At 71.9% G+C, this 11,700-nt stretch carries 11 protein-coding genes; 4 read left to right on the forward strand and 7 right to left on the reverse strand.

Features of this window, described 5'->3' with window-relative positions; genetic code table 11:
• The 7 genes from ACZ4U1_RS11550 to ACZ4U1_RS11580 all read right to left on the reverse strand — a co-directional run.
• On the reverse strand, window positions 1-476 hold a 476-nt coding region (locus tag ACZ4U1_RS11550), incomplete at its 3' end, for a 3-deoxy-7-phosphoheptulonate synthase (RefSeq protein WP_467902923.1).
• Window positions 477-517: 41 nt separating this feature from the next.
• Complete coding sequence (locus tag ACZ4U1_RS11555) at window positions 518-1,054, reverse strand: cupin domain-containing protein (RefSeq protein ID WP_467902294.1); 537 nt, start codon at window positions 1,052-1,054, stop codon at window positions 518-520.
• Between the two features lie 58 nt (window positions 1,055-1,112).
• The gene (locus ACZ4U1_RS11560) at window positions 1,113-2,315 is read right to left on the reverse strand and encodes an acyl-CoA dehydrogenase family protein (RefSeq protein WP_467902296.1); all 1,203 of its coding nucleotides are present in this window, start codon (window positions 2,313-2,315) and stop codon (window positions 1,113-1,115) included.
• 17 nt (window positions 2,316-2,332) lie between these two features.
• On the reverse strand, window positions 2,333-3,679 hold the full coding sequence (locus ACZ4U1_RS11565; protein WP_467902298.1) for an FAD-binding oxidoreductase: 1,347 nt from the start codon (window positions 3,677-3,679) through the stop codon (window positions 2,333-2,335).
• A 98-nt stretch (window positions 3,680-3,777) separates the two neighbouring features.
• Window positions 3,778-4,296: a flavin reductase family protein gene (locus ACZ4U1_RS11570; protein WP_467902300.1), complete on the reverse strand. Its 519-nt coding sequence runs from the start codon at window positions 4,294-4,296 to the stop codon at window positions 3,778-3,780.
• Between the two features lie 217 nt (window positions 4,297-4,513).
• Complete coding sequence (locus ACZ4U1_RS11575; protein WP_467902301.1) at window positions 4,514-5,425, reverse strand: zinc-binding dehydrogenase; 912 nt, start codon at window positions 5,423-5,425, stop codon at window positions 4,514-4,516.
• Window positions 5,426-5,479: 54 nt separating this feature from the next.
• A complete protein-coding gene (locus ACZ4U1_RS11580; RefSeq protein WP_467902302.1) occupies window positions 5,480-6,238 on the reverse strand; it encodes an SDR family NAD(P)-dependent oxidoreductase in 759 nt (252 codons plus the stop codon).
• A 304-nt stretch (window positions 6,239-6,542) separates the two neighbouring features.
• Here ACZ4U1_RS11580 and ACZ4U1_RS11585 point away from each other — a divergent pair, with 304 nt between their 5' ends.
• The 4 genes from ACZ4U1_RS11585 to ACZ4U1_RS11600 all read left to right on the forward strand — a co-directional run bounded on the left by ACZ4U1_RS11585 (window position 6,543) and on the right by ACZ4U1_RS11600 (window position 11,551).
• Complete coding sequence (locus ACZ4U1_RS11585) at window positions 6,543-8,207, forward strand: FAD-binding oxidoreductase (protein ID WP_467902303.1); 1,665 nt, start codon at window positions 6,543-6,545, stop codon at window positions 8,205-8,207.
• Window positions 8,208-8,280: 73 nt separating this feature from the next.
• Window positions 8,281-9,555, forward strand: a complete 1,275-nt coding sequence (locus ACZ4U1_RS11590; protein WP_467902304.1) for a GNAT family N-acetyltransferase — start codon at window positions 8,281-8,283, stop codon at window positions 9,553-9,555.
• Window positions 9,556-9,609: 54 nt separating this feature from the next.
• Window positions 9,610-10,206, forward strand: a complete 597-nt coding sequence (locus ACZ4U1_RS11595; RefSeq protein WP_467902305.1) for a TetR/AcrR family transcriptional regulator — start codon at window positions 9,610-9,612, stop codon at window positions 10,204-10,206.
• Between the two features lie 145 nt (window positions 10,207-10,351).
• Window positions 10,352-11,551: an MFS transporter gene (locus ACZ4U1_RS11600; RefSeq protein ID WP_467902306.1), complete on the forward strand. Its 1,200-nt coding sequence runs from the start codon at window positions 10,352-10,354 to the stop codon at window positions 11,549-11,551.
• Window positions 11,552-11,700: the final 149 nt, after the last annotated feature.

The raw sequence follows: 11,700 nt of genomic DNA on the forward strand, positions 1-11,700 counted from the left end.
CGCTCGGGGTCCGGGATGCGGCTGGCCTCGGTGAAGTCGAAGCCGTTGACGGAGTCGCCCCGGTACACCGGCAGCGTCACCCCGTCGCGGGTCTCCGTCGGCTTGGAGCGGGGCTTGGAGTACTGGCCCGCGATCCGGCCGACCTTCACCACGGGCACCGAGGCCGCGTAGGTCAGCACGGCGCCCATCTGGAGCAGTGTCTTGAGCTTGTTGCGGATGTGGTCGGCGGACACCGCGTCGAAGGCCTCGGCGCAGTCGCCGCCCTGGAGGAGGAACGCCTCTCCCTTGGCGACGGCCGCCATCCGGGCGCGCAGCTGGTCGCACTCGCCCGCGAAGACGAGCGGCGGATACGACTCGAGGTCCGCGATCACTGCGCGCAGAGCCTCGGGGTCGGGGTACTCGGGCTGCTGCGCCGCGGGCAGGTCTCGCCAGGAGTACCTGGCCTGAGCGGCCTGCCCCGTGGTCGGGACGGCCAGGTCGGCGAGCACGCCCGGCGAGTGGTCGAGCACATGGGGGGTCACCTCGGGTCCTCCCCTGCCTGGAAGAGATGGTGGCGCTCCCCGATGGCGACGATCGTGGGCAGGTCCTCGGCCTCGGGCGGCGGGGGCGGGGTGCCCGGCACCGGGGGCGAGCCCGCCTCCAGGAAGAAGCGGTCGACCCCGGAGGGGCTGAACAGCAGCAACTGGCGTGCCGTGTGGATGCCGTTGTTGCGGAACCGGTGGGCGGTGCCCTTGGGGATGAACACGAAATCCCCGGGGCGTACGGCGTAGGTGCGTCCCCGAGCCGTGATGTCCAGCTCGCCGGAGAGCAGGTAGAAGGCCTCGTCGGCGTCCGCGTGGATGTGCAGGGGAGGTCCGCCGCCGGGCGGAACGGAGGCCTCCAGGAAGGTCAGGGACCCGCCGGATTCCTCGTGGGTCAGCTTGACCGTGTAGACGTCACCGCTCAGCCACACGGACCGGCCCTCGCCCGCGGGGATGTGCAGGACGTCCCGGGCCGGCTGCTCGTGGTGGTGGCCGTCGTGGCTGTGCGGGGCGGAGGTCGTGCTCTGTGACACTGTCCTGTCCTTAGAAACTAGACGGGTGGGACCGCTCGGCTCGGGGAGCGCGGGCCTGTCAGAAGAACGGGCTGCGGGACTCCCCGCCCAGCAGGACCTGCCCGGTCAGCTCCAGAATCGAGTCCTGGGCGACGGCGTGCTGGCACATGGTGTGGGCGTCGCGCAGCCAGCGGTCCAGCGGGGACGTCTCGCGGTAGATGGACGAGCCGCCCACCAGGTCGAACAGCGAGGAGACGATCGTCCGCGCGGTGCTGAAGGCGTGGTAGCGGGCGAGCGCGGTCGCGGTACGCTGCCGGGCCGTGGTCTCGTCACCCCGCTCCAGGGCCGCCCACTGCTCCTCCAGACTGCGGTAGACACCGGCGCGGGCCGCGGCCAGCTCCATCTCCGCCCGAGCCAGGGTCGACCGCACCCGTGCGCTGTCCGCCCAGGGGGTGCCGCTCTCCCGGTCGATGCGGGTGCCGGCGAGGTCGCGCACGTGGTCGATGGCGGCGCGGGCCATGCCCAGCGGCACGCCGGACATCTTGCGGAGGATGGCGTCGGGTGTGGCGTGCAGCGGGCCGGTGCGGCGCGGCACCCGGAAGGAGAAGGAGTGCTCCTCCGGCACGAACAGATCGGTCACCTTGTAGTCGCAGGAGCCGCTGCCGGCCAGCCCCGTGGTGTACCAGGTGTCCACGATCTCGTACTGGTCGGGACGGGCCACCATGACCCGCCAGTGCACGGGGTCCCCGGTCACGGGATCGGTCTCCGGCTCGCCGTCCTTGAAGACCCGGCACCCGGCGACCAGCACCTCGCAGTGGGTGGAGCCGCTGCCGAACCGCCAGTGCCCGGAGACGCGGTAGCCGCCCGGCACGCGTTCCGCGCGGCCCTGAGGGTGGATCCAGCCGGAGTTGGGGGTGTCCGGGGCGTCGTAGAACTCCCGGATCGCGGCCTCCTCCAGGTAGCCCGCGTAGATGCCCGAGTCCATGCCGATCATGGCGCACCAGGCGGTCGAGACGTCACCGGTGGCCAGGGTTTCGATCAGCTCGGTCTGCTCCATGGAGGTCAGCTCCGGGCCGCCGCGGTCCTTGGGGACGGCGGCGCGGAACACGCCGCCCCGGCGGAGCAGGTCCACGACGTCCTCGGGGAGCCTGCGGCCCGCCTCGATCCCGGCGGCCCGCTCCCGGAGGAACGGCACGGCCTCCCGGGCGTGGCGCAGGATGTCCTCGGCGGTGTTGGGTACCTGGGCGGACGTCTGCGCCTGGGTCGGTTCGATGATGGTCACGTTGTCCTCCGTGGGGGTCAGGCGTACCGGCCCGGTGCGATGACCTGGCGCGGGTCGAGGGTCTGCTTCAGCCGGCGGACGAAGGCGCGCGCGGCGGGATCGACGGAGAGCCGGTCGACCCACTGGTGGTGGTCGGAGTCGAGGCGGTAGGGGTGGAAGCCGGCCTCGGCGAACAGCTCGTACGTCCGGTCGAGCGCGCGGTGCGCCCGTGCGGCGTCGGCTTCGGTCCGCGGGAAGCGGAAGGAGACCACCAGGTCGATCACGTCCGGGTCCAGGGCGTTGATGGTGGAGCCCGCCTGCACACCGGTCTCCGCGTGCACCTGGGCGAGGAGTTCCTGGGCTCGGGCGACCTCGCGGCCGGTGAAGGGGATCAACGGCAGGAAGAACAGCCAGCCGCCGCCCTTGGCGTCGACCTGGTCCGCCTCCTGGCCCACGGCCGACCTGAGCATGGTCTCGTTGCGTGCGGGGTCTCCGGCGTAGAGCCGTTCCACGGCACGCGCGACGAGGTCGTCGGCAGCGGGGGGATGCTCGTCCGAGCGCAGGACGGAGGTGAACAGCCCGCTGTGGGCGGCCTCCTCCTCGATGACACGGGTGACGGCGGCGACGGACCGCTCGGTGCCGTCGACACACAGGTGGGCCACGTAGGCGTCACCGAGACCGCCGTAGGAGTGGGTGGAGACGGTGTCGTAGACCTTCAGCACTCCGGAGACCAGGCCCTGCGCGGTCCACCGCCGCAGTTCGTCGATGGCCTCGGACAGCCGGTCGCGGCCGAAGCCGAGACGCAGGACGCGCTGGGCCTCGGGGCGGGGGAGGAGCCGTACGACGCCGGCCGTGACGATGCCGAGGTCGGACTGGGTGAACAGGGACAGCGGCGAGGGGCCGAGGCCCTGCGGGTTGACCGCGCCCGGCCGCTCGCCGTGCGGCCACCAGCCCACCCGGATCAACTCGCCGTCGGGCAGGACCACTTCGAGTCCGGCGAGGTCCAGCGTGCGCTGCCGGCGCAGGCCGACGCCACGGTCGATCATGTTGCCGAGGACGCTGGTGTGCCCGGAGGAGGCGGTGACGTTCAGCATGCGGTCCGTGTCGGCGAGTAGTTCGGCCAGGCGCAGCTGGGTCACGCCGGGCTCGATGACCGCCCAGCCCCCTTCGACGTCCAGGTCACGGACCGCGTCCAGGCCCTGGAGTTCCAGGGTCACCACCCCGTCGCGGGCCGGTTCCCGGGACCCGAGGCCCCAGTTGCGTCCCGTGCTCAGGGCCTGGAGCCGGGGGCCGCTCTCGGCCTGGGCGAACGCCCTCACCACGGCGCGTACTTCCTCGACCGTGCGCGGCCGTACGACGCCGTAGACGTCACGGGGACTGAACATGCTGACGTTGGTGCCGGGCGGCAGGGGCTGGGACCGCTCGCCGACCGCCCGTATCGCTTCGGCGGGAATTCCCGCGGGAAGGACAGACAAAGGACACCTCACTGATGTTTGGTTCCGAGGGTTCCGCGATGGAAGAGGAGCGGCTCGCCGTTCTCCTCGCCGTGCCCGATCGACTGAACGCGGCTCAGGAAGAGGCTGTGGTCACCGCCCTGGAACACCTCCTCGACGGAGCACCACAGCGTGGCGAGCGCGATGGGCAGTACCTCCTGCTCGACCATGGTTTCCAGGTCGGGACCGCACGGCTTGTCCCGGGAGGCGAACAGCCCGGCGGTCGCGGCCTGCCGGTCGCTGAGGAGGTGGATGGTGAAGGACCCGCTGTCGCACAGCACGGGATGGGCGCGGGCCGTGTGCAGGACGCTGACCAGGATGCGGGGCGGTGCCAGCGACACGGACATCAACGCGTTGATGGTCATGCCGACCGCCCGCTCACCGCTGCCGGTGCACAACAGCGCGACACCGGTCGGGAACAGCCGCATAGCCGAGCGCAGATCCACGGCGCCGGCCGCCGGATCCGGGACATCGATACGGTGGGAATTGCTGTAAACCGTCGTGGACACTGGCACTCGATTCACTCGGTAGCCGGACCAGAAGCTCTGAGAAACAAGCTAGTTAACCCACCCGGGGCATGGCCACTGATAACCCGGGTAATCGTGCGGCGACTTTGCCTACTCGGATGAGTAAGTAACACGGTGGGCAGGCGGAAAAGAAAGCGCGCCACCGGAGACCGGCGGCGCGCTGGAAAGAAAGAGAAGTCGGGAAGGGAAAAGGGGGGAATCAGGAGAGGGTCAGTACCGCCTTGCCCCGCACCCGGCGGGCGACGATGTCCTGGGCCACCTCGCCGGCCGACCGCCAGTCGGCCACCCGGCTCGCGCTCACCCGCAGCCGGTCCTCGGCCACGAGACGGGCCAGGTGGTGGAGGTCGGCGCCAGTGCGCCCGCCGGCCTGGATGCCGATGAGCGTCAGCCGCTTCTCCACCAGCCGGTAGGGCGCGAGCGGCGTTTCGAGGCCGGAGGCCGCCCCGATGGAGATCACCGTCCCGTCGTCGGCCATGCGTTCCAGGAGCCGGGCGAGCAGGGGACCGCCGACCTGGTCGAGGAGGACGTCGACCGGGGCTTCGATCCGCTCCGGGTCCGTCACCACCTGCCCCGCGCCCAGCTCGGCCAGGCCCGCCCCGCGCTCCGGGCCGCCCACCACGGCCACCACCTCGGCGCCCTGGAGCCGGGCGAGTTGTACGGCGAAGTGCCCCACACCGCCCGACGCGCCCGTGACGGCGACCCGGTGGCCCGGCGCGACCCCGGCCCGGCGCAGCGCGCGCAGGGCGGTGAGGCCGGCCACGGGGAGCGCGGCCGCCCGCACGAAGTCGACCTCGTCCGGCAGCACCGCCAGCTCGTCGCAGCGCACCGCGCGCAACTCCGCCCAGCCGCCGGACCAGCCCCACGTGACGACGCGGGCACCGGCGGCGGGTCCGGCGCCGGAGGCGGCGGGCCGCTCCACGGTGCCCGCGGCGTCCCAGCCCGGGACCGTGCCCTCCTCGGCGGCGGCGTTGCCGGTCTGGGGCAGTTCCCCGTGGTTGAGGGAGGTCGCGGCGACCCGTACCAGGACCTCGTCGGGTCCCGGTACGGGGTCGGGGACATCCGTGAGCCGGAGTCCGCCGGGGGCGGTGCGGTCGATGACGAGAGCGCGCATGGTGTGACCCACTTCGGTCGCAGGGCTGGCGGGAGGGCTCCGCGCGGGGAGCGGTCAGAGGTTGGATCCGCCGTCCACCGCAACCGAGGCTCCGGTGACGAACGCGGCCTCGGGGGAGACGAGGTGAGCCACGGTGTGGGCTATCTCGTCGGCGGTGCCGTAGCGGCCGAAGACGTTCTGCGAGCGTTGGTAGTCGGCGGAGGGACCGTCCGCCGGGTTCATGTCGGTGTCGATGGAGCCCGGGGCGACCTCGTTGACGGTGATCCCGCGCGGCCCCAGGTCACGGGCCAGACCCAGGGTGAGCCCCCGGACCGCGGCCTTGCTCATGGCGTACACCGTCATGCCCGGGCCGGGGACATGGGTGGCCAGGCAGCTGCTGACGTTGACGATCCGTCCGCCCTCGCCCATGTGCCGGGCGACGGCCTGCGCGGTGAGGAAGGCACCACGGGTGTTCACGTCGAGCGTGCGGTCCAGGACCTCCAGCGGGGTGTCCTCCAGGGCCGGCATCGACATGTCCATGTAGCCGGCGTTGTTGACCAGGATGTCGATGCGGCCGAACTCGCGGGCCACCGCGTCCACCGCCGCGCGGATGGCCTCCGGGTCGGAGGCGTCGGCGGCCACGGCCAGCGCGCGGACGTCCGCCGACCGGCCGATCTCCTCGGCGACGGCCTCCGCCTGGTCCTTGTTCCGGGCGAAGGTCAGCGCGACATCGGCCCCCTGCGCGGCGAGCCGACGGGATATCGCCGCTCCGATGCCCCGGTTCCCCCCGGTGACCAGAGCGGTCCTGCCAACGAGATTCCTGACGATATTCATGCGCTACAGACCCGTTCCCTTGATGTGGTGGCGCGGATTCGAAAGGCACCGTGGTGGTGGATTCGTCAGCCGCGGTGCGTGCCGACCCTAGAAGGGGTGCGGAAGAGTACTCAAGGAAATCCGGCTGCGCGGGCTGTTTTCTACCCGACCCGGTAGGGGTGGGTAGCGGTCGACTACTCGCGTCATCAGTGGTATTCGGGCCGGGACACCTCTAGCGTCTTCCCGTGCCCCGTCCGGCCGCCGTTCATGCGTGGTCCTTTCTCCCGGCACGGGTCCCAGCTTCACTCCAGCCAAGAGGTGAACCATGTCATCTGCACGTCTCGGCCGCCGGTCCGTTCTGGCGGGCGGTGCGGCCGTGGCCGGCACCGCGGCGCTGACGGTCGCCGCGCCGCCCGCCGCCGCGGCCGGTTCGGGGGCCGGCACCGCCGCCGGCGCCACGGTCGTCGCCGCCGACCCCCGCTACGAGATGCTGACCACCGGCATCAACAAGCGCTTCGTGGCCCACCCCGAGTACATCAGGATGATCCGCTCCTCGGCCGACGCCGCGCGGGCCCTGCGCGAGGCGTTCCGCGCGGGCAAGCGGGTGTCGGTGCGCAGCGGCGGGCACTGCGTCGCGGACTTCACCTGCAACCCGGAGGTGGAGGTCATCCTGGACTTCTCCGAGATGAACGCCGTCGGGTACGACCCGAAGTTCCGCGCCTTCTACGTCGACGCCGGCGCCCGCCTCTACAACGTGTACGAGGCCCTCTACAAGGGCTGGGGCGTCACCATCCCCGGCGGGGTGTGCCACAGCGTCGGCGCCGGCGGGCATGTGTCGGGCGGCGGCTACGGGATGCTGTCCCGGGCCTACGGCCTGGTCGTCGACCACCTCTACGCGGTGGAGGTCGTCGTTGTGGACGGGCGCGGCCGGGTGCGTACGGTGGTCGCCACGCGGGAGGAGGACGACCCGAACCGCGACCTGTGGTGGGCGCACACCGGCGGTGGAGGCGGCAACTTCGGCCTGGCGACCCGCTACTGGTTCCGCTCGCCGGACGCCACCGGCAGCCGGCCCGGCGACCAGCTGGTCAACCCGCCCGCACGCGTGTGGACGAGCGCCCTCGACTTTCCCTGGGAGCAGCTGGACGAGGCCTCGTTCACCCGGCTGATGAAGAACTTCGGCTCCTGGCACGAGCGGCACGGGGGCCCGGACGACGAGTACCGCCACTTGAGCAGCCTGTTCAACGTCAACGCCAAGGCTTTCGGCCGGCTCAGCCTCTACACGCAGATCGACGCGACGATCCCCCGCTCCCGGGCGCTGCTCGACGCGTATCTGGAGGAGCTGCTGGAGGGGACCGGCATCGAGCCGGTTCCGATGGAGCGGCCCAGCGGTGAACTCGCGGCCATGCCTGGGCAGTTCCGCCCGATGAAGCTTCCGTGGCTGGCCGCGGCGCGGATGCTGGGCGCACCGGACCCGGTGGGGGCCAACCCGGTCGCCCGGGTGGGGCTGAAGTCGGCCTACTTCCGCAAGAACTTCACCGACCACCAGGCCGCGTCGCTGTACCGGTTCCTGGCCGACCCGGAGCTGGACAACCCGGACACCACGCTGGTGCTGCTGTCCTTCGGCGGCCGGATCAACTCGGTGCGGCCGCACGCCACGGCCAGTGCTCAGCGCGACTCCGTGTTCAAGGTGATCTTCCAGAACATCTGGTCCGACCCGAAGGACGACGCCCGCTACATGCGGTGGATCCGCGACTGGTACCAGGATGTCTTCGCCGAGACCAACGGCGTCCCCGGGATCGACGGCGTGACCGACGGCTGCTACATCAACTACCCCGACCCGGACATGGCGGACCCGCGCCAGAACCGCTCGGACCTGCCCTGGCACTCGCTCTTCTACAAGGGCAACTACCGCAGGCTCCAGCAGATCAAGGGCCGCTGGGACCCGTCGAACTATTTCCACCATTCGCTCTCCGTCACCACAGGGCGCTGACGCGACGCCGGCGAGGGGCGCGGCCAGCGACGGCCGGGCCGCCTCGCCGGCGGCGACCGGAGGTTGAGCAGCAATGACCGATTCAGCGGTGATCGACATACGGCCCGTCACCGAGGACGACCTTCCCGCTTGGACCCGCACCTGGGGCAACGGATATCTGCGCCCCTACACCGAGAGCAGTGTCGACGCCATCCGGTCGACGGCCGGCCGGGACCGGCTCATCGGTGCCTTCGACATGGACCGGTGCGTCGGCACGTACCGCAGTTCCGCCCAGGAGCTGACCGTGCCGGGCGGCGCCTTCCTGCCCGCGTCCGCGATCTCCAAGGTCAGCGTCGCGGGCACGCACCGCCGTCGCGGCCTGCTGAGCCGGATGGTGGCGATGGACCTCCAGGGCGCCTTCGAGCGCGGTGAGCCGCTCGCCGTCCTGGACGCCGCCCAGTATCCGCTCTACGGCCGCTACGGTTTCGGGCCCGCGACGGCGATGGCCTGGTTCGAGATCGACGTGCACCGGGCGCGGCTGGATCCGCGGCGCGCCGCCGACGTGTCGGGGGTGGTGCTGGTGGACGCCCGGGAGTACCTGAAGGCGGCGCCCGCCGTGTACGACCGGCTGCGGGCCGTCCAGCCCGGGGCGCTGCTCCGGGACGAGCAGTGGTGGCTGGACGCCACCGGGCAGCGCTCGACGGCCCCGTCCGACCGTCCCGAGCCGTTCTTCGCCCTGTACCTGGATCCGGACACCGGCGAGACCGACGGACTGCTGTGCTTCAGCGCCGAGGAGACCTGGGGGAGCATGCTGCCCCGGTCACCGCTGTGGATCCGGGACCTGATCGCGGTGTCCCCGCAGGCGGAGGCCGCCCTGCTGCGCTACGCCGTGACGGTCGACTGGGTGACCACGGTGCACCTGCCCTACCGGGCCCCGGACACCCTGCTGCCCCTGTGCCTCGGCGACCCCCGGGCGGCGCGCGTCAGCGCCCTGAGCGACTACATGTGGCTGCGGATCCTCGACGCCCCCCGGGCGCTGTCCGCCCGCACCTACGGTGTCGAGGGCGGCCTGGTGCTGGAGGTGGCCGACGCGGCCGGCTACGCCGCGGGCAGATGGCTGCTGGAGGGCGGGCCGGACGGAGCGTCCTGCGTCCGCACCGGGCGCGGCCCGGATCTGCGGCTCGATGTCCGGGACCTGGGCGCGCTGTACCTGGGGGACGACTCGGCCACCCGGCTGGCGGCCCTCGGCGGCACGGAGGAGCTGCGGCCCGGCGCGCTCGCGCGGGCGGACGCGATGTTCCGTACGGGGCGGCGTCCCTGGTCGCCGCGCGCCGTCCTGGGTCCGCGCTATCAGGCGGGAGCACCGTGACCGACCGCCCCGAGCTATTGGACTGACCTATCCAAAATCTGCTACGGTCGGAGCATGGCTCGACCGAGGACCTTCGACGAGGACCGGGCCCTGGACGCCGCGATGCGCACATTCTGGGAGAAGGGCTACGAAGCCACCTCCACGCAGGACCTGTGCGAGGCCACAGGGCTGGGGCGCAGCAGCATCTACAACACCTTCAAGAGCAAGCACGACCTCTTCGAGCGCGCACTGGCCCGCTACATCGACACGATGACGAGCGCGCATCTGGCCGTCCTGGAGGACCGGCGGCTCACCGCCGCCGAGCGCATCCGCACCCTGCTCGCCATGGTGGTCGACGGCGAGACGGAGCACCGGGCGGGCGGCCACAGCCTCGGCTGTCTGACCGTGAACACCACGGTGGAACTGGCCGCCCGGGACTCCCGGGCGGCGGGGATGCTGGAGCGCGACACGGCGCGCCGGCTGGCCGCCCTGCGCGCCGTGCTGGAGGAGGGCCGGCGGGACGGGAGCGTCACCTCCCGCCGGGACCCGGGGGCGCTGGCCCGCTTCGTCAACGCGGCGATCGGCGGCATGCGGATCTCCAGTCAGGGTGGCGCCGACCGGGCCGCGCTGCAGTCCATCGCCGACGTCACCCTGGACGCCCTGACCGCCTGACGGCGAACGCCGCCGGGGCCGGACGGGGCCTCCGCACGCCCAAGTTTTGAACTGACCGATACATAACCGACACATACACCACGAGAACGAGACGCCGTACGGCCATGCCGCCGGACGGCACCAACCCCCGAAGGAGACGGACACCGTGCCTCGCGCCGTATACGTCCTGGCCCTCGGCATCTTCGCCATGGTGACCAGTGAGTTCGTGGTCGCCGGACTGATGCCGCAGATGGCCGACGGCCTGAACGCGACCATCCCGCAGATCGGATACCTCATCACCGCCTTCGCGGTGGCCATGGCGGCCGGCGGGCCGTTCCTGACCGTGGCCGTCATGAAGCTCCCGCCCCGCACCGCGCTGATGGTGCTGTTCGTCATCTTCCTGGCGGGCAACGTGCTGGCCGCCACCGCGACCGGCTACGCCACGATGATGGCCGCACGCATCGTCACGGGTATCGCCTCCCAGGCCTTCTTCGGGGTGGGCATCTCCATGTGCGCCCAGATCACCCGGCCCGAGGTGCGCGGCCGCGCGATCGCGGTGGCGATGAACGGCCTGATGCTCGGCACCCTGCTGGGTCTGCCCATCTCCACGCTCGTCGGTGAGCGCTACGGCTGGCGTGCCGCGTTCTGGGCCATCACCCTGATCACCGTGCTCGCCGCGGTGGCGACCCTCCTCGGCGTGCCCCGCATCGAGCGGGCCCAGGGCGGCGGCAGCTTCCGCGAGGAGGTCGGCGTCTTCCGCAAGCCCAAGCTGTGGCTGGTGCTGTCGACCAGCACGCTCATCATCGGCGCCACCTTCTCCGCCTTCAGCTACTTCAACCCGATCCTCACCGACGTCACCGGCTTCTCCACGGGCACCGTCCCCCTCCTGCTGATCGCCTACGGCGCCGCCACCGTCATCGGCAACAACGTCGTCGGCCGCTTCGCCGACGGGCACACCGTCCCGGTGCTCGCCGTCGGCCTGGTGCTCAACACCGTCTTCCTGGCCGGCTTCGCCCTCCTCGCCGACCTGCCCGTCCCGGCGGTCATCTGCATGATGGGCATCGGCCTGGTCGGCGTCACGATGAACCCGGCGATGGCGACCCGCGTGCAGCGCACCGGCAACGCGGGCCCGCTGGTCAACACCGTCCACTCCTCCTTCATCACCCTCGGCATCATCCTGGGCTCCTCCATCGGCGCCGTCGTGATCGACGTCTGGGGTCTGCGCGCCCCGCTGTGGCTCGGAGTGATCATGGCCGTGGCCGGTCTGGCCACCGTCCTGCCGGACCTGGGCCGGCGTTCCGGCGCCCCCGAGCCCGCCCCTGCCGTCGCGGCCACCGGCACTCCCGTCAAGGCCGAGCAGGTCTGACGCCCAGCGGGACGGGGGGGGGGGGGGGGGGGGGGGGGGGGGGGGAAGCGGGGGGGGGGGGGGGGGGGGGGGGGGGAAGGAGGGGGGGGGGGGGGGGGGGGGAGTGCGGGGGCAGGAGGCAAAGGGAGGAGGGCAGAGGTCTCACGTCG

The sequence above is a fragment of the Streptomyces sp. NPDC028928 genome (assembly GCF_055564915.1).

What these genes read in the sequence shown, in the direction of transcription:
- ACZ4U1_RS11590 (WP_467902304.1), top strand. Translation starts at nt 8,281, where the DNA reads ATGACCGATTCAGCGGTGATCGACATACGGCCCGTCACCGAGGACGAC.
- ACZ4U1_RS11595 (WP_467902305.1), top strand. Translation starts at nt 9,610, where the DNA reads ATGGCTCGACCGAGGACCTTCGACGAGGACCGGGCCCTGGACGCCGCG.
- ACZ4U1_RS11575 (WP_467902301.1), bottom strand. Translation starts at nt 5,425, where the DNA reads ATGCGCGCTCTCGTCATCGACCGCACCGCCCCCGGCGGACTCCGGCTC.
- ACZ4U1_RS11580 (WP_467902302.1), bottom strand. Translation starts at nt 6,238, where the DNA reads ATGAATATCGTCAGGAATCTCGTTGGCAGGACCGCTCTGGTCACCGGG.
- ACZ4U1_RS11585 (WP_467902303.1), top strand. Translation starts at nt 6,543, where the DNA reads ATGTCATCTGCACGTCTCGGCCGCCGGTCCGTTCTGGCGGGCGGTGCG.
- ACZ4U1_RS11565 (WP_467902298.1), bottom strand. Translation starts at nt 3,679, where the DNA reads ATGTTCAGTCCCCGTGACGTCTACGGCGTCGTACGGCCGCGCACGGTC.